Annotated in this window: 22 protein-coding genes and 1 tRNA gene; 8 read left to right on the top strand and 15 right to left on the bottom strand. The window is 65.1% G+C overall.

The features are described from left to right. The first annotated feature begins 1 nt into the window (after position 1). The 3 genes from WAB17_RS06590 (at position 2) to WAB17_RS06600 (ending at position 5,333) form a co-directional block, all read left to right on the top strand. Positions 2–3,499, top strand: coding sequence for an efflux RND transporter permease subunit (locus WAB17_RS06590; protein WP_435419216.1), 3,498 nt, complete (start codon positions 2–4; stop codon positions 3,497–3,499). Between the two features lie 65 nt (positions 3,500–3,564). Then, complete coding sequence (locus tag WAB17_RS06595; RefSeq protein ID WP_435419350.1) at positions 3,565–4,776, top strand: DUF445 domain-containing protein; 1,212 nt, start codon at positions 3,565–3,567, stop codon at positions 4,774–4,776. Continuing rightward, positions 4,773–5,333 carry a GNAT family N-acetyltransferase gene (locus WAB17_RS06600; protein ID WP_435419217.1) on the top strand — a complete coding sequence of 187 codons (561 nt, stop codon included), beginning with the start codon at positions 4,773–4,775 and terminating at the stop codon, positions 5,331–5,333. Before WAB17_RS06595 ends, WAB17_RS06600 begins: the two co-directional genes overlap by 4 nt. Here the strand turns inward: WAB17_RS06600 and WAB17_RS06605 are convergent. The 3 genes from WAB17_RS06605 to WAB17_RS06615 are packed head-to-tail and all read right to left on the bottom strand — an operon-like array spanning position 5,297 to position 8,025. Continuing rightward, positions 5,297–6,238, bottom strand: a complete 942-nt coding sequence (locus WAB17_RS06605; RefSeq protein WP_435419218.1) for an energy transducer TonB — start codon at positions 6,236–6,238, stop codon at positions 5,297–5,299. The genes WAB17_RS06600 and WAB17_RS06605 overlap by 37 nt on opposite strands. Positions 6,239–6,283: 45 nt before the next feature. Beyond that, the gene (locus tag WAB17_RS06610) at positions 6,284–7,213 is read right to left on the bottom strand and encodes an electron transfer flavoprotein subunit alpha/FixB family protein (RefSeq protein WP_435419219.1); all 930 of its coding nucleotides are present in this window, start codon (positions 7,211–7,213) and stop codon (positions 6,284–6,286) included. A 59-nt stretch (positions 7,214–7,272) separates the two neighbouring features. Then, on the bottom strand, positions 7,273–8,025 hold the full coding sequence (locus tag WAB17_RS06615) for an electron transfer flavoprotein subunit beta/FixA family protein (protein WP_435419220.1): 753 nt from the start codon (positions 8,023–8,025) through the stop codon (positions 7,273–7,275). 219 nt (positions 8,026–8,244) lie between these two features. Between WAB17_RS06615 and WAB17_RS06620 the strand changes: the two genes are divergently transcribed. After that, positions 8,245–8,766, top strand: a complete 522-nt coding sequence (locus tag WAB17_RS06620; RefSeq protein ID WP_435419221.1) for a DUF6265 family protein — start codon at positions 8,245–8,247, stop codon at positions 8,764–8,766. Positions 8,767–8,815: 49 nt separating this feature from the next. Beyond that, positions 8,816–9,637: an exopolysaccharide biosynthesis protein gene (locus WAB17_RS06625; protein WP_435419222.1), complete on the top strand. Its 822-nt coding sequence runs from the start codon at positions 8,816–8,818 to the stop codon at positions 9,635–9,637. A gap of 16 nt (positions 9,638–9,653) precedes the next feature. On the opposite strand, the gene sucC is transcribed toward WAB17_RS06625, so the two are convergent. Further along, positions 9,654–10,850, bottom strand: coding sequence for an ADP-forming succinate--CoA ligase subunit beta (sucC, locus tag WAB17_RS06630; protein ID WP_435419223.1), 1,197 nt, complete (start codon positions 10,848–10,850; stop codon positions 9,654–9,656). A gap of 116 nt (positions 10,851–10,966) precedes the next feature. On the opposite strand from sucC, the gene WAB17_RS06635 reads away from it, so the two are divergent. Further along, on the top strand, positions 10,967–11,767 hold the full coding sequence (locus WAB17_RS06635; RefSeq protein ID WP_435419351.1) for a 3'(2'),5'-bisphosphate nucleotidase CysQ: 801 nt from the start codon (positions 10,967–10,969) through the stop codon (positions 11,765–11,767). A 62-nt stretch (positions 11,768–11,829) separates the two neighbouring features. Here WAB17_RS06635 and WAB17_RS06640 read toward each other — a convergent pair whose 3' ends face one another. Further along, positions 11,830–12,525 carry an OmpA family protein gene (locus WAB17_RS06640; protein WP_435419224.1) on the bottom strand — a complete coding sequence of 232 codons (696 nt, stop codon included), beginning with the start codon at positions 12,523–12,525 and terminating at the stop codon, positions 11,830–11,832. Between the two features lie 178 nt (positions 12,526–12,703). Here WAB17_RS06640 and WAB17_RS06645 point away from each other — a divergent pair, with 178 nt between their 5' ends. After that, positions 12,704–14,002 (top strand): hemolysin family protein, encoded by a 1,299-nt coding sequence (locus WAB17_RS06645; protein ID WP_435419225.1) that lies wholly within the window; start codon positions 12,704–12,706, stop codon positions 14,000–14,002. A 258-nt stretch (positions 14,003–14,260) separates the two neighbouring features. On the opposite strand, the gene WAB17_RS06650 is transcribed toward WAB17_RS06645, so the two are convergent. From WAB17_RS06650 to WAB17_RS06695, 10 genes are read right to left on the bottom strand one after another with little or no spacing between them, the layout of a single operon-like run. Further along, positions 14,261–14,674, bottom strand: coding sequence for a DUF3035 domain-containing protein (locus WAB17_RS06650; RefSeq protein WP_435419226.1), 414 nt, complete (start codon positions 14,672–14,674; stop codon positions 14,261–14,263). Positions 14,675–14,679: 5 nt separating this feature from the next. Further along, a complete protein-coding gene (lspA, locus tag WAB17_RS06655) occupies positions 14,680–15,222 on the bottom strand; it encodes a signal peptidase II (protein WP_435419227.1) in 543 nt (180 codons plus the stop codon). Next, complete coding sequence (locus WAB17_RS06660; RefSeq protein WP_435419228.1) at positions 15,222–18,209, bottom strand: isoleucine--tRNA ligase; 2,988 nt, start codon at positions 18,207–18,209, stop codon at positions 15,222–15,224. Before WAB17_RS06660 ends, lspA begins: the two co-directional genes overlap by 1 nt. A gap of 60 nt (positions 18,210–18,269) precedes the next feature. Next, a complete protein-coding gene (locus WAB17_RS06665; RefSeq protein ID WP_435419229.1) occupies positions 18,270–19,316 on the bottom strand; it encodes a glycerophosphodiester phosphodiesterase family protein in 1,047 nt (348 codons plus the stop codon). Further along, entirely contained in the window at positions 19,313–20,236 is a 924-nt protein-coding gene (locus WAB17_RS06670; protein WP_435419230.1) for a bifunctional riboflavin kinase/FAD synthetase, read from the bottom strand. Before WAB17_RS06670 ends, WAB17_RS06665 begins: the two co-directional genes overlap by 4 nt. After that, entirely contained in the window at positions 20,236–20,700 is a 465-nt protein-coding gene (locus tag WAB17_RS06675; RefSeq protein ID WP_435419231.1) for a dihydrofolate reductase, read from the bottom strand. Before WAB17_RS06675 ends, WAB17_RS06670 begins: the two co-directional genes overlap by 1 nt. A 25-nt stretch (positions 20,701–20,725) precedes the next feature. Beyond that, positions 20,726–21,784, bottom strand: a complete 1,059-nt coding sequence (locus WAB17_RS06680) for a 5-(carboxyamino)imidazole ribonucleotide synthase (protein WP_435419232.1) — start codon at positions 21,782–21,784, stop codon at positions 20,726–20,728. A 1-nt stretch (position 21,785) separates the two neighbouring features. Next, on the bottom strand, positions 21,786–22,268 hold the full coding sequence (gene purE, locus WAB17_RS06685) for a 5-(carboxyamino)imidazole ribonucleotide mutase (protein WP_435419233.1): 483 nt from the start codon (positions 22,266–22,268) through the stop codon (positions 21,786–21,788). Between the two features lie 2 nt (positions 22,269–22,270). Continuing rightward, positions 22,271–22,957: a 2,3-diphosphoglycerate-dependent phosphoglycerate mutase gene (gene gpmA, locus WAB17_RS06690; RefSeq protein WP_435419234.1), complete on the bottom strand. Its 687-nt coding sequence runs from the start codon at positions 22,955–22,957 to the stop codon at positions 22,271–22,273. A 35-nt stretch (positions 22,958–22,992) separates the two neighbouring features. Further along, positions 22,993–23,151, bottom strand: coding sequence for a hypothetical protein (locus WAB17_RS06695; RefSeq protein WP_435419235.1), 159 nt, complete (start codon positions 23,149–23,151; stop codon positions 22,993–22,995). A gap of 91 nt (positions 23,152–23,242) precedes the next feature. Between WAB17_RS06695 and WAB17_RS06700 the strand changes: the two genes are divergently transcribed. Continuing rightward, positions 23,243–23,317 (top strand) — tRNA-Thr (locus WAB17_RS06700). Positions 23,318–23,421 lie beyond the last annotated feature (104 nt).

Consider the following 23,421-nt stretch of genomic DNA (forward strand, 5'->3'; position numbering starts at 1 on the left):
CATGGACTTTAGCAAAATCTCCGCCTGGTCGATCCGCAACCCGGTCATTCCGCTCGTCTTCTTTACCGCGCTGCTGCTGGCGGGGATCCTCAGCTTCTGGCGGATGGACGTCGTCAACAACCCGGACGTCGAATTCCCTGCGGTCACGGTCAACATCTCGCAGCCCGGTGCCGCGCCGACCGAAATCGAAAACCAGATCACCCAGCGCGTCGAAGCGGCCGTGCGTTCGATCAACGGCGTCAGTTCGCTCAATTCGACCGCGAGCGAAGGCAATTCCAACACCTTCATCGAATTCGAGATCGGCACCGACGTCAACGATGCGGTTGCCGAGGTGAAGAATTCGATCGACCGGATCCGCGGCAGCCTGCCCGACGGCATCCTCGAGCCGCAGGTCGGCAAGGTCGATGCCACGGGCGGCGGTTTCCTCGCCATCTTCGCGGTCGAAGCCGACGACATGACCATCGAGCAGCTGAGCTGGTTCATCGACGATTCGATCGCCAAGCGGCTGCTCGCCATCGAGGGCATGGCCGAGGTGGACCGCTTCGGCGGGGTCGATCGCGAGATCGAGGTCGTGCTCGACCTGCCCAAGATGCAGGCCTTCGGGGTCACCGCTAGCCAGATCAACGGGGTGTTGCGGCAAACCAACATCGACGCCGCCGGCGGCGCCACCGAGGTAGGCGGCACCCGCCAGTCGGTCCGCGTTCTGGGCAGCACGGAAAGCGCCTACGACCTGTCGCAGCGGCAGATCCAGCTGGGCAACGGCCGGACCATCAAGCTGGCCGATGTCGCGCGCGTGCGCGACGGTTACAGCGAGCGGACGTCGATTTCCAAGGTCGGCGACAAGGAGGTCGTCAATTTCGCCATGACCCGGGCCAAAGGCGCTTCGGACGTAACGGTGTTCGAGGACGCCAAAGAGGTCATCGCCGAGATCGAAGCCGATAACCCTGGGGTGAAATTCATCCCCCTGTTCAACACCGTCAAATATACCGAAGAGCAGTACAAGAGCTCGATGTGGGCGATGGTCGAAGGGGCCGTGCTGGCGGTCGTGATCGTCTTCCTGTTCCTGCGGGACTGGCGCGCCACCGCAATCTCCGCCATCGCCATCCCGCTGTCGGCCATCCCGACCTTCTGGTTCATGGACCTGCTCGGCTTCAACCTCAACCAGCTGTCCCTGCTGGCGCTGGGCCTCGTCGCGGGGGTGCTGGTCGACGATGCCATCGTCGAGATCGAGAACATCGTGCGCCACATGCGCATGGGCAAAAGCGCCTACCAGGCCAGTATCGACGCGGCCGACGAGATCGGCCTGCCGGTGGTCGCCACGAGTTTCTGCATCGTTGCGGTATTCCTGCCGGTCGGGCTGATGCCGGGCATTTCGGGCGAATTCTTCAAGAACTTCGGCATCACCGTGGTGGTCGCCGTGCTGATGTCGCTGGCCGTCGCGCGCATGATCACCCCGATGCTGGCTGCCTATTTCCTCAAGGCTCATGGCGAGGCATCGCACGGCGAAGGCCCGATGATGGACCGCTACATGGGCGTCCTGCGCTGGTCGCTCGATCGCGGCCGGCTGCACGCCCGCCGCGACGGGGTAGAGCCGCCGCGGCGGCGCTGGCTCTACGTGCTCTCCTTCATCCTCGTCGTCCTCGCCATGATCGCCGTACCTGCTGCGGTGGTTTTCGGCGCCAACGGCGCTCTCGGCGGCTTGGGCCTCCCCGAAAAGCTGGCCGGCCTGGTATCGTCGGACCCGCAATCGGGCATCGCCGGGATTGCCGGGCGCCTGGTCCAGTTCGTGCAGTTCGCGCTGGTGCTTGGCCTCGGTTTTGCCGCGGGCTGGGCCTTGCTCAAACTCTTCGGCGTGGCAAGCCGCGCACTTGGCCGCCACATGCATGATTCCTGGCGTTACCTCGAGGCGCGCTACTACGACCACCGCGTCTGGATGCTGATGGTCGGCTATTTCTCGCTGCTGTTGACCGTATTGCTGTTCATGAGCGTCCCGGCCCAGTTCCAGCCCAATATCGACGACGACAACAGCCGGATCGAAATCGAGATGGTGCCCGGCACCACGCTGGAGACGACGGAGCGGGTGGCTGAACAGGTGGCCTCAATCATCGAGGACCAGCAGGAAGTCGAACGGGCCCTCAAGCGGGTGCGCGAAGGCAATGCGACGATCTTCATCTCGCTCGGCGCCGACCGCGAGCGGACCTCGATCGAGTTCGAACGCGATCTCGCGCCGCAGCTCGCGCAGATTGCCGATGCGCGGGTGCGGTTCCAGTCGCAATCGGGCGGTTTCGGCAGCGGCCGCGACGTGACGATCATGCTCGCCGGTTCCGATCCGCAGCGGCTGGAAGCGACCGCGGCCACGCTCGTCGAACAGATGAAGGGGCTCGACACGCTGGTCGCGCCGCGCATCAGCGCCGATATCAACCGTCCCGAGCTGATCATCACCCCCCGGCCCGATATCGCCGCCGAACTCGGCGTCACCACGGCCGCGCTCAGCCAGACGATCCGCATCGCGACGCTCGGCGAGATCGAGCAGAATGCTGCCAAGTTTTCGCTGTCCGACCGGCAGATCCCGATCCGGGTGAAGCTGCCCAAGCAGTCGCGGCAGGACCTTTCGACCATCGAGAACCTGCCGGTGCCGACCAGCACCGGCGGCGCGGTGCCATTGTCGCGCGTTGCCGAAGTCAGCTTCGGATCCGGTCCGACCTCGATCCAGCGCTACAACCAGAACCGCCGCGTACTGGTGGGTGCCGATCTGGCGCAGGGCGTGATCAAGGGCGAGGCCGACGCGCAGATCAACGAACTGCCGATCCTCAAGAACCTGCCGCAGGGCGTGGTCCGCGATGTCGTGGGCCAGGACGAATGGCAGCAGGAACTGGTCCGCAACCTGCTGATCGCGGTCGTGGCCGGGGTGCTGCTCGTGTTCGCGGTGCTGGTGCTGCTGTACAAGCGCCTGATGAGCCCGCTGGTTAACATGACATCGCTGGCCCTTGCCCCGCTGGGCGGCATCTTCCTCGTCTGGATGGTCGGGCAGGCGCAATCGATGCCGGTCTATATCGGCATCCTGCTCCTGCTCGGCATCGTCTCGAAGAACTCGATCCTTCTGATCGACTTCGCGATCGAGGAAATGGCAAAGGGCACCCGCAAGTTCGAAGCCATCGTCGATGCCGGGCACAAGCGGGCCCAGCCGATCGTCATGACGACTGTCGCCATGACCGCCGGCATGGTCCCGATCGCTTTCTCCGGGCTGCTGGGTTCGGGCGACGGCGCCTGGCGCGCGCCGATGGGTACGATGGTGATCGGTGGCCTGATCATGTCGACCGTGCTGACGCTGCTGATCGTGCCGGCGGGCTTCAGCCTTGCCGACGGGTTCGAGAAGCGCGTGGGCCCGTGGCTGCGCAACCGGTTCCTCACCTACCGGCCCGGAGACGAGAACGTTGGCGACCATCACGGCGAAAAGCGTGGCGGACCCATGCCGCCTGAGGCTATCCCGGCCGAGTGACGACGCCACACCGCTCGATTCTCCCACCCGACGGCAGCGACCTGCTGGCGGACCGTGCCCGCTCCATGCGGATAACCGCCACGCTGATGCTGGTGGCGATGGCGGCGGTGTTCCTGCTGACCCACCGCCTGCTCGATCTCCATCCCGCGTGGGGCTATGTAAATGCCTTTGCAGAGGCGGCCATGGTCGGCGGCCTGGCGGACTGGTTCGCGGTGACCGCGCTGTTCCGCCATCCGCTGGGCATCCCCATCCCGCATACCGCGATCATCCCGGAAAACAAGGATCGCATCGCCGACACCATGGCGCAGTTCCTGCGCACCAATTTCCTCACCCCCGCCGTGGTCGCGCGGCGGATGCAGGGGATGAACGTCGCCAAGGGCGTGGGCGATTACTTGGTCGCACCGGGCGAGGAGGCGCGCAGCCGCATCACCGGCGGGGCGGCGGAACTGCTGGCCGAAGTGCTCGAATCGCTCGACCCGGACCGGCTCGGCAACCAGGTCCGCACCGGGCTGGCCGGCCAGCTGGCGAAGATCGACGTCTCGCCGCTCGCCGGGCGGATGCTCGAAGGCGCCATCGCCGACAAGCGGCACATGCCGCTGATGGACGGGTTCATCCGCTGGGCCGGCTTGACGCTGGAGGATAACGAGGAAACCGTTCGCCAGATCATCCATGACCGGGCCAATTCGGTGCTGCGCTGGACCGGGCTCGACGAGCGGATCTCGGCCTCGGTGCTGGATGGTCTCTATCGCCTCCTGGCCGAGGTCTTGGTGGATCCCGAGCACCCGCTTCGGGGCAAGATCGAGGAAGGGCTGGAAAAGCTCGCGAGGGATCTGCAGACCGATCCCGACACACGCGAGAAAGTGGAAACCATCAAGCGCGACCTGCTCGCCAATCCGGCCGTCGCCGAATGGTGGATGGGGGTATGGGAACGCATCCGCCTGTCGCTGATCCGCCGTGCGCGTGAGCCCGACAACGCCCTCGGCGGCGAAATGCGAAAGATGCTCGGCGAGCTCGGTGCAGCCTTGCAAGCCGACCCGCGCCTGCAACACCAGATCAACCGCTTCGCCCGCCGCACCGTGGTGGGGATCGCGACCCGCTATGGCGACGAGATCGTGCGCCTGGTGTCGGAAACGGTAAAACGCTGGGATGCGACCACCGTCACCAGCCGGATCGAAGGCGCGGTGGGGCGCGACCTGCAGTTCATCCGCATCAACGGCACGCTGGTCGGCGGGCTGGTCGGCCTCGTCATCCACGCCGTCGTGCAGGCGACCGGATGAGCGGGCCGTTCCTGCTGACCGAGCGGCTGGAGCTGTGGCTGCCGGTAAGGGACGATCTCTATCCGCTGTTCGAAATTATCAGCCAGCCCGACACGCAGCGCTATCTCGGCGGCGCCCCGACGCTGCACGATCATTTCATGCGCTTCGCCCGCAACGCCGGGAGCTGGACGCTGTACGGCTATGGCATCTTCGTTGTGCGCGAGCGGGGCGGCGACGGCACACCGCTCGGCAATTGCGGCATCTTCCACTCGATCCGCGGCCTCGGCGAGGATTTCGACGACCGGCCCGAAGCCGGCTGGATCCTGCGCGAGGAGGCGGTGGGGAAAGGCTATGCCGGCGAGGTGATGCGCGCAGTGCTGGAATGGTTCGATGCGAGGATCGGCGGCGAGGTGGTGTGCATGATCGATCCCGACAACGCGCCCTCGCTCAAGCTGGCGGGCAAGCTGGGGTTCGCGCCGTTGCGCGATGGCGTAATGCCGGATGGCAGCGTCGCGAAGCTGCTGCGCCGTCCGCAACGCGATCAGGGAATGGCGAAGCGTACCGAGGTGCGGAAGTAGGACTTCATCGGTTTGCCCGCGGCATCTAGCGCTGGCTCGAACCGGGCGTTTTTCATGAGGTTGCCGCACACGGCCTTGTCGAAAGCCTCGGAATAGCCGGATTGCTGGATGTGGCAGCTTTCCGGCGATCCGTCGGCACCGATCATCAGGCGGAAATAGACCAGAGCCTGCTCGCCTTTGGACAGGGCAGCGCGAGGATAGTCTCTGGCGGTAATCCACTTGCCCGGGGATTGCAGCGGTACTGGTTTGCGCGACATCGCACGGTGCCGCTCGACATCAAGCCCCCAATGCAGCAGCAATTCCTCCGAGCAGGTTTTGAGCGCGGTGAAGAGTTCCCCCATCGGCCCGGTCGCCAGTCGAACCCGCGGCTTGCCTGCAACCGCGATCTGTATCCATTCGACCTTTGCTTCGTCTTCGAGCGTTATGGGATCGCTCGGTACGAAAGTCGCGATCCTGGCTTGTTCTGAAGCTTTGCGCGATGGCTCGATACTCTCGGTGTCGCGGACAGCGGTGAAAGGGAAGATCAAGCCGGGCTTGAAATCCCCGATATCACCGGCGGTCGGTATCGTGTCCGGCTTGGCAGGATGGACAGGTCCGAACTGGATGCGCGCCTTGTCGGCTTCGATCCGCCGCCCCAATCCGCCACCAGCGACAGCGAGCATGAAGGTATGGTCGGGTTCGAACTGCGTCATTTGCAGCAACGTCCGGTTATCGCCTTCCCCGAAAAACCTTCCGACGCGGCAGGAATCTTCACTGTAATCGAGTCCCCAGCCAGAACTCGCTTTCAAAAGCGTGCCTTCGAAACTGTCGGCGCCGGCCTGCGATGCAGAAGCGGCCTGCGACATCAAAAGAAAAGGGGCCGCCAGTGCAGCGACCCCTTTAGCGTTACTGGAGATTCTCATCATTCTTGCGAAGCTAAAGCAGCCACTACGCAAGAACAACTCTGAAAATCAAAGCTTGCTGGTCAATTCCGGCACGATCTTGAACAGGTCGCCGACCAGGCCGATGTCCGCGACCTGGAAAATCGGGGCATCCTCGTCCTTGTTGATGGCGATGATGACTTTCGAATCCTTCATGCCGGCCAGGTGCTGGATCGCGCCCGAGATACCGACGGCGATGTAGACTTCCGGTGCCACGATCTTGCCGGTCTGGCCGACCTGGTAATCGTTGGGGACGTAGCCCGCATCGACGGCAGCGCGGCTGGCGCCGACGCCCGCGCCGAGCTTGTCGGCCAGCGGGATGATCACTTCCTCGAACGTCGCGCTGTCCTTCAATGCGCGGCCACCCGAGACGATCACCTTGGCGCTGGTCAGTTCGGGGCGCTCGCTCTTGGCGATTTCGCTGCTGACGAAGCTCGACAGGCCGGCATCGCCGGGGCCGCTGACGGCCTCGACCGTGCCGCTGCCGCCTTCGGTGGCGGCCTTGTCGAACGCCGTGCCGCGAACGGTGATGACGAGCTTGGCATCCGAGCTGGTAACGGTGGCGATGGCGTTGCCGGCATAGATCGGACGGGTGAAGGTCTTGTCGCCTTCGACCGAGAGGATGTCCGAAATCTGCATCACGTCGAGCAGCGCGGCGACGCGCGGGGCGATGTTCTTGCCGGTGGTGGTGGCGGGCGCGACGAAGGCGTCATGGCTGTCCATCAGCGAGGCCACCAGTGGCGCGACGTTTTCTGCCAGCGCATGCTCATAGGCGGCGTCATCGGCCAGGTGGACCTTGCCCACGCCCGCAATCTTGGCGGCGGTGTCAGCAACGGCTGCACAGCCCGAGCCTGCGACAAGCAGGTGGACTTCGCCCAGCTTCGCCGCAGCGGTGACGGCCGACAGCGTGGCGTCCTTGACCGAGGCGTTGTCGTGTTCGACCCAAACGAGAGTTTTCATCTGTGAATCCTTTCCTGTCAGGGCCGCTTACGCGATGCGCGGCCCTATTTCGCGGGCTCTTAGGCGATCCCGAGGGCCTTGATCTTGGCGACGAGCGCATCGACGTCGGCCACCTTTTCACCGGCCTGGCGGACGGGCGGTTCGGCGACATGGGTGGTGGTGAGGCGCGGAGTGATGTCCACGCCGAAATCGCCCGGGGTCTTGGTGTCGAGCGGCTTCGACTTCGCCTTCATGATGTTGGGCAGCGAGGCGTAGCGCGGCTCGTTGAGGCGCAGGTCGGTGGTGACGATCGCCGGCAGCGACAGCTTGACGGTCTGCAGCCCGCCGTCGATCTCGCGCTTCACGACCACGCTGTCGCCATCGACCTCGACGGTGTTGGCGAAGGTGCCCTGCGGCCGGTTCATCAGCGCGGCGAGCATCTGGCCGGTCTGGTTGCTGTCGTCGGAAATCGACTGCTTGCCCAGCATGACGATGCCGGGCTGTTCGGCGTCGGCAATTGCCTTGAGGATCTTGGCGACGGCCAGCGGCTCGACATCGACGTCGTCATCGACCTGCACCAGGATCGCGCGGTCGGCGCCCATGGCGAGCGCGGTGCGGAGCGTTTCCTGCGCCTTGGCCGGGCCGACGCTGACGGCGACGATCTCGGTCGCGGCGCCTTTTTCCTTCAGCCGGATGGCTTCCTCGACGGCGATCTCGTCGAACGGGTTCATGCTCATCTTGACGTTGGCCAGGTCCACGCCCGTGCCGTCCGCCTTGACGCGCGGTTTGACGTTGTAGTCGATGACCCGCTTGACGGGCACGAGGATTTTCATGGGAGTTCCTTCCTCTTCCAAAAGTCCTTGGCAAGAATCGCAAAAGCCAATCTTGGCCGTCCGCCTAGCTTGCGTTTACGTAAACGTCAAGTGAGGCGGGCGAAGGTCGATCCTTGCCTTGGCGACTTCCCTTCACCTGTGCCGCACATAGGTCAAGACTGGCTTTGGGCCAGAGTGTGCTACAAGGTGGCAGTCGCATCGGATCGATGGGGGGATTGCATGAATTGCAAAACGTTTCTGGCGCTGCTGGCAACGCTAACGGCCGCGCCGCTTGCGGCACAGGAAACCCGCGTCGGCGAAGCCGATTTTGCCTCTCCCCCTGCCACGATTGCCGATGCCGCCTGGCTGATCGGGCAATGGAGCGGCGAGGGCATCGAGGGGGCCGAAGCCCACGAAAGCTGGCTTGTCCCGTCGGCGACCACCATGGTCGGCACCTTCGTGCAGGAAACCGAAGATGGTGGGATCATGTTCACCGAACACATGTACCTGATGGAACAGGACGGCAGCCTCGTGGTGAAGCTCAAGCATTTCAACGCCGACCTGACCGGATGGGAGGATAAGGAAGGCATGGTAACCTTCCGCCTGCTCGCGGCGGAACCTTGTGCGCTCTATTTCAACGCGCTCACCTATCGCTGCGACGGCGAGGGCGGGATGGTGGTGGCGGTGCGTATGAAAAGCGAAGGGCCGACGCCGACCGAGCTCCTGTTCCGCTTCACCAGGCAGCCTGCACTTTCGGACTGACGCGAAACCAATGCAGCGCCCGGCCGTTGTGGCGGCGGGGAGCATTACGATGGCCGCCACGCCGCTTTGTGTCGCCGATACGCTGGATTGTCTCGACGAACTCGCTGCCCAGAGCGAGCGGGTGTCGGTCGGCAGCATAATGGATGCCTTCGGTACGCGCAGCTACGGCCCGATGATCATGATGCCCGCCCTGCTCGAACTGACCCCGGTCGGCGCCATTCCCGGCGTGCCGACCTTCCTCGCGGTCACCATCATGGTCGTCGCGGCGCAGAAGATGATCGGACGGCCGCGACCATGGCTTCCGGGTGTTCTCGGCAACCGGACGGTGTCAGCGGACAAGCTCGGCAAGGCATCGGTCAAGCTGCGACCGCTCGCCGACCGGATGGACCGGGTCTTCACTCGCCGGCTGAAATTCATGACGCGTGCACCCTTCGCGCAGATCGCGGCGGGCATGGTCATCATCCTCTGCCTGACGGTGCCCCTGCTCGAAGTCCTCCCCTTCGCCAGCAGCGTGCCGATGATCACCATCGCGGCCTTCGGATTGGCGGTGCTGGTGCGCGACGGCGTGGCGATGATCGCGGCGCTCGCGGTCAGCGTCGGTGCGTTGGGAATGGGGTTGGACTTGTGGGACGGCGGGCTCAGCGACACGGCGCAGGTCGACGGCATGGTCGACCAGCAAATGGTCGACGATGCGCAGCAGGGTGCAATGGAGGCCGGTGAGGCCGTGAGCGCAGCGAGCGAAGAACTCGGCGAAGTAGCGGGCGAGGTCGGCGAAGAAATCGGGCAGGCGGCCGAGGACGCGGGCGAGGATATCGGACAGGCGGCCGAGGACGCCGGCGACAGGACTGCCGACGCGCTCGGAACCGAATGACCGCGCTGGCCCGGCGTCAGGCTGCCTTCTTGACCTCTGCCACGATCTTGCGGGCTGCGTCACCCAGGTCGTCCGCACTGACGATGGCCAGCCCCGAATTGTCGAGGATCGCCTTGCCTTCGTTGACATTGGTGCCTTCGAGGCGGACCACCAGCGGGACCGACAGGTTCACGTCCTTCGCCGCCTGGACGATCCCATTGGCGATGACGTCGCACTTCATGATCCCGCCAAAGATATTGACGAGGATACCCTCGACCGCCGGGTCCTTGAGGATGATCTTGAACGCCGCGGTCACCTTTTCCGTGGTGGCACCGCCGCCCACGTCGAGAAAGTTGGCCGGGAAGGCGCCGTTCAGCTTGATGATGTCCATCGTCGCCATCGCTAGCCCTGCGCCATTGACCATGCAGCCGATGTTGCCGTCGAGCTTGATGTAGGCGAGGTCGTATTCGCTCGCCTCGACCTCGGCCGGGTCTTCCTCGGTCTCGTCGCGCAGCGCTTCGACGTCGGGATGGCGATACATGGCATTCGAATCGAAGCTCATCTTGGCATCGAGCACCATCAGCTTGCCGTCCGATTCGGCCAGCGGGTTGATCTCGATCATCGAACAGTCGAGCGCCATGAACGCATCGTAGAGCTGCTTGCCGAGTTTCTGCGCCTGCTTGTTGAGGTCGCCCGTCAGCTTGAGGCCGAAGGCGAGTGCGCGGCCGTGGTGGGGCATGAAGCCCTGGGCCGGGTCGATCACGATGGTGGTGATCTTCTCGGGCGTCTCGTGCGCGACATCCTCGATGCTCATGCCGCCTTCGGTCGAGGCAATCATGGCGACACGGCCGGTTGCCCGATCGACCACCATCGAGAGGTAATATTCCTTGCCGATGTCGACACCGTCGGTGATGTAGAGGCGGTTGACCTGCTTGCCGGCATCGCCCGTCTGGACCGTCACCAGCGTGTTGCCGAGCATTTCGCGCGCATTGGCTTCGACTTCCTCGACTGACCTTGCCAGCCGGACGCCGCCCTTTGCATCGGGGCCGAGCTCCGTGAACTTGCCCTTGCCGCGCCCGCCGGCGTGGATCTGGGCCTTGACGACCCACAGCGGACCCGGAAGATCCTTGGCAGCGGCAACCGCGTCCTCGACCGAGAGGGCAGGGATGCCGCCGGGAACCGGCAGGCCGAACTTCGCCAACAGTTCCTTGGCCTGGTATTCGTGAATGTTCATGGAGAGCGCGTCCTGTGCGTCGTAGCTGCGGGTAAGTGATCGCTGCGCGCCTAAGCATGGATCGGGGCGCTTGAAAAGTGCCCATCGGGGCCGCATGGCGGTTCGTGCGACGTCCCATGATCGACCACACCCGTCTCCAGTCCATTGTGCGCCAGGCCGGCGCGATTGCGCTCGCCGCGTGGCCCGGGGCCGGGCATGTGCTCCAGAGCTGGGACAAGACCCCGGGCAACCCCGTCAGCGCCGCCGACATGGCGGTGGACCATTTCCTGAAACATGAACTCGGGTCGCTGCTGCCGGCAGCCGGATGGCTGTCGGAAGAGACCGCCGACGCACCCCATCGCCTCGATAACCGGCTGATCTGGCTCGTCGATCCGATCGACGGCACGCGCGATTTCATCAAGGGCCGCAGCGGCTGGTGCGTTTCGGTCGCGCTGATCAGCGAAGGGCGGCCGCTCATCGGCATGCTCAGCGCCCCGGCGCGCGACGAGGAATGGATCGCAGTCGCCGGCCAGGGAGCGACCCGCAACTGCCGCGCCCTGACCGCTTCACGGCGCACAAGCTTTATCGGAGCGAGGGTGCCGACCGATTCGCTGATGCGCGACGATCGCATGCTCCAGCCGGTCGACAAGCCGAACAGCATCGCCTTGCGGATCGCCATGGTCGCGGCGGACGAAGCCGATCTGGTGGCCACCCTGCGCTGGGGCTATGAATGGGATATTGGCGCGGCGGCTCTCATTGCCCGCGAGGCGGGTGCCGCGACCACCGATGCGTTCGGCCAGCCCCTGGCATACAACAAGCGCGATCCCCGCGCGTTCGGCCTCCTCGTCAGCGCACCGGCCATCCATGCCGAGGCGGTCGAGCATCTCTCGGCCCGGGCCAGCGCGATTGCGGCAGGATCGCGGCCGGAGGTGACCTGAAAGCAAGAAGGGCCGGCATCGCTGCCAGCCCTTCCGCGAAAATACCGGAACGGTTGTCCCGGTCAGTTGCCGCGGGCGGCGCGGACATCCGCCTCGCTGATCGGCACGATCTTGATTTCCACGCGGCGGTTGAGCGGCTCGGCCACGCCATCGGCGGTCTTGACGCGGAGATACTCGTAGCGTTCGCCGAAACCCTGCGTGGCAAGGCGCGAGCGGGCGACGCCGCGAGCGGCGAGGTAGTCGTTCACAGCCTGCGCACGCTGCTCCGAGAGGCGCTGGTTGAGATCGGTCGAACCGGTGGTGTCGGTGAAGCCGTACACGTCGATCAGGCTGTTGGGATATTTCACCAGGCTGGCAGCCACCGAATCGAGCGTCGAGTAGAAGCCCGCATTGATGCTGGCCGACCCGCTGGCAAAGGTCACGCCGTCGGGCAGGCGAACGAGGATCGCATCCTGGTCGCCGATTTCCTCGACGTCCACGCCGCTTCCGGCAGTCTGCTCGTCCAGTTCCTTGATCTGGTCGTCGAACTGCTTGCCGATCACCGCGCCGGCGCTGCCGCCGATGCCGGCACCGATGATGCGGGCCGTGTTGCCGCCGATGGCGCCGCCGAGCAGGTAGCCGAGCGTGCCGCCGATGGCCGCACCGGCCACGGTGCGCGAGAAGGTCTTTTCGCCGGTATTGGGGTCGGTCACGCAGGCCGAGGTTCCCAGCAGCGCAAGGGTCGCCACCGAGGCGAGGATCTTTCTGGATGTTTTCATTGTTCGTCCCTCTTCTGTTTCGCGGCACCCCCCGCGCGGGATCGTGTGCCCGCAAGGGCACCCTCTTCGCCTTAAACCGCCGATGCCCCGGCCTTGTTCCGCGCGTTACGCAGATTCCGGCACCGGGCATGGCGTTCGGGCTGGCACACCTTTCGTTTTGTGCTAGCGCATCTTCGCCGTGACACCCTTTCCCTGGCCTGACTTGCTGATCATCGGCGCGCTGATCCTGCTCAACGGGATTTTCGCGATGTCGGAACTCGCGATCGTTTCGGCGAAGCACAACCGGTTGAAAGCAAAGGCTGAAAAGGGCAGCGGCTCGGCCCGGGTCGCGCTCGACCTGGCTGCCAATCCGGGTAAATTCTTGTCAACCGTGCAGATCGGCATCACGCTGGTGGGCATCATCGCCGGTGCCTATTCGGGCGCCAGCCTCGGCGGACCGGTCGGCGAGCGGCTCGAGGCATCGCTGGGAATGGAAGCCGACGATGCGGCGCAACTGGGTTTCGGCCTCGTCATTGCGGTCGTGACCTATCTGAACCTCGTCATCGGCGAGCTCGTGCCCAAACAGCTCGCCCTGCGCGCGGCGATGCCGATTGCGCTGGTCATGGCACGTCCGCTCCAGCTCCTCTCGCGAATTGCCGCGCCCATCGTGTGGTTGCTGGACACTTCGTCGGGGACCATCGTCCGACTGTTCGGCGTGCGTCCGGCGGGCCAGGCATCCGTCACCGCCGAAGAGCTTCACATGATGTTCGCCGATGCGACCCATTCGGGCGTGCTGGAGGAAGAGCAAAGCGCGATCCTGACCGGCGTTGTCCGGCTGGCGGAACGTCCCGTGCGCGAAGTCATGACCCCGCGTACGGATATCGACTGGATCGATGCGGGCGCCAGCGAGGAAGAGATTGCCAGCACGATAGCGGAAAGTCCGCACTCGCTGTTGCCGGTGGCCGACGGTTCGCCCGACCGGATGCTGGGTGTGGTCAAGGTTCGCGAGATCCTCGCTGCCCAGGTTGCCGGGCAGCCGGTCGATCTCGTCGCGCTGATGAAGAAGGCCGAAGTGATACCCGACCAGCTCGACGCGATGGACGCGCTGCGGGTATTGCAGCAGGCCGAGATCGCCATGGCGATGGTGCATGACGAATACGGCCATCTCGACGGGATTGTTACACCCATCGACCTGCTGACAGCCATCGTCGGCCAGTTCGCCAGCGACCAGGACCAGGGCGAGATTCCCGATATCGTCGAACGCGAAGACGGCTCGCTGCTGGTATCGGGCGCGCTGCCGGCCGATGCCCTCGCAGACCGGCTGGGACTCGATTATGGCGAGGACCGCGAGTTCGCGACCGTGGCCGGCTATGTCCTGGCAGTGCTCAAGAAGCTGCCAGAGGAAGGGGAGCACTTCACCGACCAGGGCTGGCGCTTCGAGATCGTCGACATGGACGGGCGCAAGATCGACAAACTGCTGGTCAGCGAAGAGGGGTGAGTTTGTTTTCCGCACGCCATCTGGCGCGCGATATCCTCGCTCAAGGGGCCTGGCGGCCCAATCGCTGCGTGCGGCCGGTCGGCCTTGCCCTCGCCTTACGGCTCGCGTTTGGAGAGCAGAGCTGGACTCTGCTGGAGGTGTCATCACCGGGCCGGTGGAGGCCCGGCAAGGGCGACTGCCCGCCCGCAGGGGCCCGTAGCGAAGCGAAGGAACAGCCCCGAGGACGCACCCGCGGAGGCGGGTGCGCAATCACAGGCTTCAACCCGGAATAACGCTCTGCGCTGCCTGCCCGTCGCCTTCCGGGGCGGCGATGATGTCGCGGGTGACGCGGCCCTTGGCGACCGTATTGGTCTGGGGGTCGCCGACGCCGGAACGGATGCCGGGAGCCGCGCTGCCCGCCCGGCTGATGGCAGTGCTTTCGACCGCGCTGCGCGGGGCCGGGCCGCCGAACAGTACATCGAGCGCCTGTTCGGCTGCAGAACCTTCGGTCGGGCGCGGGGCGCCCGGGCTCGGCGGTTCGAGGCTGAAGTCGGGCGGGACGACCAGCGGCGCCTGCCGCTGCACGGCGAATTCGTCGGGACGTTCGCGGCCGAGGATGCCGCCGCCCGAACCGCAGGCGGCGAGCATGGCGCTGCCCGTGACGAGCAGGAGGAGGCTGGAGGTCTTTTTCATCGCTTTCAACTCTCTGCCGGAAGCTGGTCCGGCGTGTCTTGATCGGCTGGCTTGGCCTTCTTTTCGGGCACCAGGAACGATCGGGCAAGGATAATCAGCACCCCGATGGTAATCGCGGCATCGGCGATATTGAAGATCAGGAAGGGACGGAATTCCCCGAAATGCAGGTCGGCATAATCGATTACATAGCCCCAGCGATAACGGTCGTAGATGTTGCCCATCGCCCCGCCGAGGATCAGCGAAAGGCCGAAGATATCCCCCTTGGCCGTTTCGCGCAGCAGCCAGACCAGAACGACGAGCGCAATCAGTGCCGTCGCGGCGACGAGGCCCCAGCGCATCTCCATGCTGGTCGCCTCGAACATGCCGAGCGAGATGCCGAAGTTGCGGGTCCAGCGCAGGTCGAAGAAGGGGAGCAGTTCGTAGAGCCCCTCCGGCCGGTTGCGCAGGTCAAGCTGAACGCGCACCACCCATTTGATGTACTGGTCCGCCGCGCAGACGAACAACGCCAGGACTATGCCCCACAGGCGGCGTTTTCCGATCGTGCCCATCAGCCCACTACCTCGTCACAGCGCCCGCACAGCGCGCCGTCCTCTATCACTTCCGGCAGGAGACGCCAGCACCGGCCGCATTTGTGATTGGTTGAACGCGAGACGGCCACGGTGTCGCTATCGCCGCGCGTCACTGACGCGGTGATGAACAGTTCGGCGAGGTCCGCATCGCTGAAGCCCTCGGGCACGGCGCTGGCAGGAACAACCACGTCGGCCTCGTTGCTCGAGCGGATGACCTTGTCGCGCCGCAGCGGCTCGATCGCTTCGTTGACCCGCTCGCGCAGGGTGCGGATCGCGGCCCAGCGTTCGCCATCGGCCTCGACACCGGGCACGCATGGCCATTCGAGCAGGTGGACGCTGCCGCCGTCGGGGTAGCGCGACTGCCACACTTCCTCTGCCGTGAACACCAGCACGGGCGAGGCGTAGCGCACCAGGGCGTGGAACAGGATGTCGAGCACGGTGCGATAGGCGTTGCGCTTGTCGCTGTCCGGCCCGTCGCAATAGAGGCTGTCCTTGCGGATATCGAAGTAGAACGCGCTGAGGTCCTCGTTGCAGAAATCGACCAGCAGGCGGGTGTAGCTGTTGAAGTCGTAGGTCTCGACCGCATGGCGAAGCTTGCCGTCGAGATCGGCCAGCAGCGCCAGCACATAGCGCTCCAGCTCCGGAATCGCGCCCGCATTGCCCATGTCGCCGACAAAGCCGTCGAGCGCGCCGAGCAGGTATCGGAAAGTGTTGCGCAGGCGGCGGTACTGGTCGGCCACGCCCTTGAGGATCTCGTCGCCGATGCGGTGGTCCTCGGTGAAATCGACACTCAGCGCCCACAGCCGGATGATGTCGGCCCCGTATTCCTCCATCACCTTCAATGGATCGACGGTGTTGCCGAGGCTCTTCGACATCTTCTTGCCCTTGGCATCCATGGTGAAGCCGTGGGTCAGGATCGCGTCGTAGGGCGCGCGGCCACGGGTGCCGCAGCTTTCGAGCAGCGAGGACTGGAACCAGCCGCGATGCTGGTCGCTGCCTTCGAGATAGAGATCGGCGGGCCAGCGCTGGTCGGGCCAGCGATCGCTCTCGAGCGTGAAGACATGGGTGCAGCCCGAATCGAACCACACATCGAGGATGTCCATCACCATCTCGAATTCGTCGGGGTTGTAATCGGGGCCGAGGAATTCTGCCTTGCGGCTTTCCTCCCAGGCATCGACGCCCTGCTCGCGCACGGCAATGACCACGCGGGCGTTGACCGCCGGGTCCTGCAGGTAAGTGCCGTCGGGGCGCACGAACAGGGTGATCGGCACGCCCCAGGCGCGCTGGCGGCTCAGCACCCAGTCGGGGCGGCCTTCGACCATCGAGCGGATGCGGTTGCGACCCTTCTCGGGGAAGAACCTGACCCGGTCGATTTCCGAAAGCGCGCGTTCGCGCAGGGTCGAATGATCGCGGCTGACGAAGGGCGCGACCGCGCCGCCGAGCGGGCTGGCGGGCGCAACCTCGAAATCGCCGACGTCCAGCGGCTTGTCCATCGGCACGAACCACTGCGGGGTGCAGCGATAGATGACCTTGGCCTTCGACCGCCACGAATGCGGATAGCTGTGCTGGTAATCGGCGCTCGCGCTCAGCAGCGCGCCGGCGGCGCGCAGGTCCGAACAGATCGGCCCGTCGGGCGCGTTGAAATTGGCGTTGATGACTGCGCGGCGGCGCGGCTTGCCTTCGGCATCGACATCACTCGCGCCCAGCCACAGCCAGTCGTCGCGATAGACCCCGCCGTCATCGACCGCGAACACCGGATTGATGCCGTGGGCCTTGCACAGGTCGAAATCGTCCTCGCCATGGTCGGGTGACATATGGACGAGGCCGGTGCCGCTGTCGGTGGTGACGAAATCGCCCGGCAGCAGCGGACGCGGCGCGGCGTAGAACCCGCCGAGATGGTGCATCGGGTGGCGGGCGACTGTTCCGGCGAGGTCGGAGCCTTTGATTGTTTTGAGTACAGTGAGACTCTTCACCGAAGTTCCCGGCGGAGCTTTGCGCTCTTCCGCCAACTTCCTGAACTGCGCGTCGATCCTGACTTTCACGGACTCGAGCAGATTTGCAGCGAGAAGAATGCGTCGCGGCTTCTGCTTCGCAACAGCTTCCTTGATTCCGTCGACAAACTTTCTGGAAACTTCGTCTGTTGGTTCCGGCATCCTCGAAAGCAAATCAAGATCGATGGTGGTCAGAACATACTCAACCTCCGGCCCATAGGCCAAAGCCTGGTTCACCGGGATCGTCCACGGCGTCGTCGTCCAGATCACCGCATAGGCGCCGACCAGTTCCTCGACAGGCGACTCCACAATCTCGAACGCCACATCGATCTGGGTTGAGACGATGTCCTCATATTCGACCTCGGCCTCGGCCAGCGCGGTCTTTTCGACCGGGCTCCACATCACCGGCTTGGCCCCGCGATAGAGATTGCCCGCTTCGGCAAACTTCATCAGCTCGGCAACAATGGTCGCCTCGGCGTCGAAATCCATCGTAAGGTAGGGATTGTCCCAGTCGCCCTGGATGCCGAGCCGCTTGAACTGTTCGCGCTGCACATCGACCCAATGCTGGGCGTAGGCGCGGCATTCGGCGCGGAACTCCTTGGCCGGAACCTCGTCCTTGTTCTTCTTCTGCTTGCGGTACTGCTCCTCGACCTTCCACTCGATCGGCAGGCCGTGGCAGTCCCAGCCGGGCACATAGGGCGCATCCTTGCCCAGCAGGCTCTGGCTGCGCACGACCATGTCCTTCAGCACCTTGTTGAGCGCATGGCCGATATGGATCTCGCCATTGGCGTAGGGCGGGCCGTCGTGGAAGATGAACTTCTCAGCACCCCGCCGAGCCTCGCGCAGCTGGCCATAGACATCCTCAGCCTGCCAGCGCGCCAGAATGCCCGGCTCCTTCTGCGGAAGGCCGGCTTTCATGGGGAAGTCGGTCTTGGGAAGGAAGACCGTGTCGCGGTAGTCAGGCTGTTCAGGCATAGGAGAGCGCCGTTAGGGCAATTGTGCGCGGCGATAAAGGGCGAGTTCGCGCCCGCACCGCTATAGCGCGCGGCGCCGTTCCAGGGCAGCCTCTGCCGCGTCGACTTCCTGCTGCCGACGGTTGTCGAACCGGGGCACCCGCGCGGGTATCACGGTGAAGCCGTCCTCGACCAGGATGAAGCCGTTGAAGCTGCGCGGGATATCGCCCAGCTGCTCGGGCAGGGTCAGGCCACGCAGCGGTGCCCCCTCGTCGTAGGATTCGACCACCACGATCTTGCCGCCGTGTTCCTCCATCCGCTGGATGAGCCGGTTGGGCCAGCCCCATAGGGTCCACTGGCTGTCGAGCGGCACCAGCATGGTCTTGCCCTTGCAGCTTTCGGGCAGAAACCCCGTCCACCCGGTCAGGCGATAGTCGCTGGTGCATTGCCAGGCCTCCTCCCGTGTCCAGGCCCAGGCCTTGGGGAAGAGTTGGCGGATGCGGGCGACGGCTGCGGGCTCGCCGTAAAAGGCATCGCGCGCCTCCACAGGATCGCGCCCGGCCTCCCTCAGCCGCTTGGCAAGCAGGTCCGCATCGCCCGCCTCGTCGGCAGTGAACCGGTACAGGATGCGGGTACGGCGCGGGGTGAAGGCATGCATTTCCGCCAGCGTCGCCATCTTGCCTGTGCCGCGACCGCGCAACGGGAAACTCAGACCGTTCGCCGTGTAGCCGTACCCCATGTCGAGCGCCTTGAGCTCCGTTAGCGTCTTGCCGCGCACCGGCCCTGTGCCGTCGGTCCGGCAATCGAGCGCCGCATCGGCAAAGAACACGATCTCGTCGTCGCGCGACTTCGTGACGTCGAGCGAAACCAGATGCGCGCCCAGTTGCACCGCCCGCCGTGCCGCGTCGACCGTGTTGTCGATCAGGAGGTGATAGGGCTCGTCGATGCCGCGGGCGCTGCAGTCGTTCGCCGCCTTGCCGCTGGCGTAGGAAAGCTGGCCGATCCCGCGGTGCGCCACCAGCATGGGCACGCCCGATGGCTTTGCTGCAAGCCAGCTGGCATTGACCACCGTGTAGGCCAGGAACGCAATCGCCAGTCCCATGCCGGCGACCCTCAGCCATGAATTCACGCAAGCAGTTCCTTAGCCCGGGCGCAATCCGCCTCCATCTGTTCGACGAGCGCTTCGAGCGTGTCGAATTTGGCCTCGGACCGCAGGAAATGATAAAATGCGACTTCTATTTCCTGCCCGTATAGATCGCCTTTGAAATCGAAGAAATAGGGTTCGAGCAATTCCTTCGGCGGCTCGAATTGGGGGCGAATGCCGATATTCGCCGCGCCCTTCAGTATTTGTCCGGTTGCGAGGATGCGTCCCGTCACTGCATAGATACCGTAGCGCGGGCGCAGATAGCTCTCGATGCTGAGATTGGCGGTGGGATAGCCGATGGTGCGCCCGCGTTTGTCGCCGTGCTCCACTACGCCCCTGATGGCGAAGGGCCGGGTCAGCAGGCGCGTCGCCGTCTCGCAGTCGCCGTCGCGCAGGGCCTGGCGGATGCGGCTGGAGGAGATGACCTCGCCATCGCTGACGGCTTCGACCACGCGGCTTTCAAGGCCATGCGTGCCGCCGAAGCTTTCGAGCAGTTCGACATTGCCCCTGGCCCCTTGGCCGAAGGTGAAATCGCCGCCCGTCACCACGCCGTGCGCGCCGAACCGGTCGAGCAGGATCTGCGCGATGAAATCCTCGGCGCTGGTGCTCGCCAGCTCCCTGTCGAAATGGAACACCAGCATCGCAGTCGCCCCGGCGGCGAGGTAGAGTTCGTGCCGCTGTTCCAAAGTGGTCAGCCGGAACGGCGGGGTGTCGGGCCGGAAGAAGCGCACCGGATGCGGGTCGAAGGTGGCGATGATGCTCGGCCGACCTTCGGCATGGGCCCAACGGATCGCCTCTCCCGCCACTGCCTGGTGGCCGCGGTGAAAGCCGTCGAAATTGCCGAGCGCGATAATCGCACCACGCAAGGGTTCAGGAACGGAATTCCGGTGATCGAGCCAGCGCATCAGCGACGCTCATAGGTGATGTAGGAATAGGCGGGAAGCGTATCGGTCGCGGGATGATCCTCGCGCGCCACCTCGCACCACTCGCTGCCGGGCGCGTCCATGAAAGTGTCGCCGTCGTAGTCCGCATGGACCTGGGTCATCTCGATGCGGGCCGCCTCGCCTTCGAACAGGCGATAGACTTCCGCCCCGCCGATGATGGCGACGGGGTCTTCGCCTGCGAGAGCCAGCGCTTCGGCCTTGGAGTGAACGACTTCCGCACCCTCCGCCTGCCAGCCCCTTGCCCGGGTCAGCACGATATGGCGGCGGCCGGGCAGGGGCCTTGGGAAACTCTCGAAGGTCTTGCGCCCCATGATCATGGCATGGCCCATGGTGAGCGCCTTGAACCGCCTGAGGTCGGCGGGGATATGCCAAGGGATCGTCCCGTCCCTGCCGATGACGCCATTCGCGGCGCGAGCGTAGATCATGAAGGGCGACAGCAATCCCGCCACATCAAGCGCCCCACACCAGCTGCGTCGCATGGCCCATCTTGCGCCCGTCGCGCGCCTTGGCCTTGCCGTAGAGGTGCAGGTGGGTCGCCGGATCGTCGAGCCAGCGCGCGGCATTGTCCGCGTCCCTGCCGACGATGTTGGTCATCACCACGCCGGGGCTGACGGTGCGGGTATCGCCTAAAGGCAGGCCGCAGATGGCGCGGATGTGGTTCTCGAACTGGCTCGTCGCCGCGCCCTCGATGGTCCAGTGGCCCGAATTATGCACCCGCGGGGCCATCTCGTTGAAGACGGGACCCTGGGGTGTGGCGAAGAACTCCAGCGTCAGCACGCCGACATAGCCGAGCGCATCGGCGACTTCGCCCGCCAGCCGGCGCGCTTCGCCCAGATGCCGCTCCACCGCATCGCCGGCGGGGAGGGTGGAGGTGTGCAGAATGCCGCCGACATGGACATTGGCGGTGCTGTCCCAGAACGCCTTCTCGCCTTTGGCAGTGCGGGCGAGGATGACGGAAAATTCCGCCTCGAACCGGACCATGCCTTCATAGACGCAAGGCGCATCGGGCAGCGAAATCCCCTCGGCATCGCGCGAAGTGGCAATGCGCCACTGGCCCTTGCCGTCATAGCCTTCGCGGCAGGTCTTGAGGATGCCCGGCGTGCCGATCCGCTCCAGCGCGTCCATCAGCTCCTGGCGCGAGGAGACCGCGACGAACGGCGCCGCGCGCCCTCCCAGCCGCTCGACGAACCGCTTCTCGTTGAGCCGGTCCTGCGCCGTTTCCAGTGCGCGCGGGTGCGGCGCGAGCAGCGCCTCGATCGGGCCGAGCGCGGCGGCGGGGACGTTTTCGAACTCCCACGTCACCACGTCGCATTTCTGCGCGAAGGCGGCCATGGCCAATGTGTCTTCCCATCGATTGACGAAGACATCATGGCACACGTCCCCAACGACATGGTCCTTCTCGGGCGTGTAGGCAATGCAGCGATAGCCAATCTGTGCGGCGGCAATCGCCATCATCCGGCCGAGCTGGCCGCCGCCCAGGATCCCGATCGTGCCCCCCGGTTTGATCATGTTACTCGGGCTTCTCCGCCACCGCCTCGGTTCGCGCGGCGCGCCAGGCCTTGAGCCGTTCGGTCAGGGCCGGGTCGGACGTGGCGAGGATACTCGCGGCGAGCAGCCCGGCGTTGGTGGCCCCGGCCTCGCCAATCGCCAGCGTGCCCGTGGGGACGCCAGCGGGCATCTGCACGATCGAAAGCAGGCTATCCATGCCGCTCAATGCCTTCGACTGCACCGGTACGCCCAGCACGGGAAGGTGGGTCATCGCCGCGACCATGCCGGGCAGGTGCGCCGCGCCGCCCGCGCCCGCGATAATGACCTTGAACCCCTCGGCTTCCGCGCCCTTGGCGAAATCCGCCATCCGGTCCGGCGTGCGGTGGGCCGAAACGATCCGCGCGTCATAGGCGACGCCCAGTTCGTCCAGCACCTTGGCGGCGCAGTGCATGGTCGGCCAGTCGGACTGGCTGCCCATGATGATCGCGATCGGTGCCGCTGCCATCCTCACATGTCCTTCAGGTAACGGCGTTCGCCAGGCTGCATCGCCTCGTCGAAGTCGTAGACGATCGGCTGGCCGGTGGGAATCTCGAGCTCGGTGATCTCGTCGTCCGATATGCCGGAGAGATGCTTGACCAGCGCCCGTAGCGAATTGCCGTGGGCGCTGATAATCACCGTCTCGCCGCTGGCGAGCACCGGCAGGATCGCGCTTTCCCAATAGGGCAGCACGCGCTCGATGGTCAGCTTGAGGCTCTCGGTCGAGGGTATCGCGATGCCGGCATAACGCGGGTCGCTGGCGAGATCGTACTCGCTGCCTGCCTCCAACACCGGTGGCGGCACATCGAAGCTGCGGCGCCAGATATGGACCTGCTCGTCGCCATGGCGCTCGCGGGTCTCCTGCTTGTCGAGCCCGGTCAGACCCCCATAATGCCGCTCGTTGAGCCGCCAGTCCTTGGTTTCCGGGATCCACAGGCGGCCGCAATGCTCCAGCGCGAAATGGAGCGTCTTGATGGCGCGGGTCTGGAGCGAGGTGAAGGCCGCGGTCGGCAGAAGGCCCTTTTCGCGCAGTAGATCACCGGCAGCGCGCGCCTCGGCCTCGCCTTGCGACGTCAGATCTACATCCCACCAACCGGTGAACCGGTTTTCGAGGTTCCATTGGCTTTGGCCGTGGCGGACAAGAATGAGGGTGGGCAAGAGTTCGCTCCTCAGCGGATCAGGAGCACGCCGCGTTAGCCGCGCTCGCCTCCGTTGGAAACCCCGCTTTCGCCCGATTCGCGGTCCGAGGCGCCCATTTCCCGCGCCTGCGCCTTCCTCCGGCGGAGGTTCTCGCGCAATTTGGCCGCGAGGCGCTCCTCGCGCGACATATTCTTGTGCGGGGCTTCATTCATGCGAAATGCTTTGGCCTTATTGCCGTCCAACCTCAAGCTTGGCTTGACAATCGGGGCACCCGCGCCAATAGGCCGCGCCTCGTTCCGGTACGCTGCTGTAGCTCAGTGGTAGAGCGCACCCTTGGTAAGGGTGAGGTCGGGAGTTCAATCCTCCCCAGCAGCACCATATTCCCGCAAACATCCCGTCAATCAGACGGCGCCTGGCCGTCCCGGGCCGGGACATGCCCGCCTGCGGGGTAAACGTAAGCGTCGATCGCTGTATGGAGGGGG

Source organism: Parerythrobacter aurantius (genome assembly GCF_045291475.1).
Taxonomy (GTDB): Bacteria; Pseudomonadota; Alphaproteobacteria; order Sphingomonadales; family Sphingomonadaceae; genus Parerythrobacter; species Parerythrobacter aurantius.

Bases quoted from the DNA above. Each gene is read 5' to 3' on its own strand.
- WAB17_RS06615 (WP_435419220.1), bottom strand. From the start codon at position 8,025: ATGAAAATCCTCGTGCCCGTCAAGCGGGTCATCGACTACAACGTCAAA.
- WAB17_RS06640 (WP_435419224.1), bottom strand. From the start codon at position 12,525: ATGAAAACATCCAGAAAGATCCTCGCCTCGGTGGCGACCCTTGCGCTG.
- WAB17_RS06605 (WP_435419218.1), bottom strand. From the start codon at position 6,238: ATGATGAGAATCTCCAGTAACGCTAAAGGGGTCGCTGCACTGGCGGCC.
- WAB17_RS06650 (WP_435419226.1), bottom strand. From the start codon at position 14,674: ATGAAAAAGACCTCCAGCCTCCTCCTGCTCGTCACGGGCAGCGCCATG.
- WAB17_RS06635 (WP_435419351.1), top strand. From the start codon at position 10,967: ATGATCGACCACACCCGTCTCCAGTCCATTGTGCGCCAGGCCGGCGCG.
- purE (WP_435419233.1), bottom strand. From the start codon at position 22,268: ATGGCAGCGGCACCGATCGCGATCATCATGGGCAGCCAGTCCGACTGG.
- WAB17_RS06660 (WP_435419228.1), bottom strand. From the start codon at position 18,209: ATGCCTGAACAGCCTGACTACCGCGACACGGTCTTCCTTCCCAAGACC.
- WAB17_RS06680 (WP_435419232.1), bottom strand. From the start codon at position 21,784: ATGATCAAACCGGGGGGCACGATCGGGATCCTGGGCGGCGGCCAGCTC.
- WAB17_RS06590 (WP_435419216.1), top strand. From the start codon at position 2: ATGGACTTTAGCAAAATCTCCGCCTGGTCGATCCGCAACCCGGTCATT.
- WAB17_RS06620 (WP_435419221.1), top strand. From the start codon at position 8,245: ATGAATTGCAAAACGTTTCTGGCGCTGCTGGCAACGCTAACGGCCGCG.
- WAB17_RS06595 (WP_435419350.1), top strand. From the start codon at position 3,565: ATGCGGATAACCGCCACGCTGATGCTGGTGGCGATGGCGGCGGTGTTC.
- WAB17_RS06625 (WP_435419222.1), top strand. From the start codon at position 8,816: ATGGCCGCCACGCCGCTTTGTGTCGCCGATACGCTGGATTGTCTCGAC.
- WAB17_RS06675 (WP_435419231.1), bottom strand. From the start codon at position 20,700: ATGATCTACGCTCGCGCCGCGAATGGCGTCATCGGCAGGGACGGGACG.
- sucC (WP_435419223.1), bottom strand. From the start codon at position 10,850: ATGAACATTCACGAATACCAGGCCAAGGAACTGTTGGCGAAGTTCGGC.
- WAB17_RS06670 (WP_435419230.1), bottom strand. From the start codon at position 20,236: ATGCGCTGGCTCGATCACCGGAATTCCGTTCCTGAACCCTTGCGTGGT.
- WAB17_RS06695 (WP_435419235.1), bottom strand. From the start codon at position 23,151: ATGAATGAAGCCCCGCACAAGAATATGTCGCGCGAGGAGCGCCTCGCG.
- WAB17_RS06600 (WP_435419217.1), top strand. From the start codon at position 4,773: ATGAGCGGGCCGTTCCTGCTGACCGAGCGGCTGGAGCTGTGGCTGCCG.
- lspA (WP_435419227.1), bottom strand. From the start codon at position 15,222: ATGGGCACGATCGGAAAACGCCGCCTGTGGGGCATAGTCCTGGCGTTG.
- WAB17_RS06610 (WP_435419219.1), bottom strand. From the start codon at position 7,213: ATGAAAACTCTCGTTTGGGTCGAACACGACAACGCCTCGGTCAAGGAC.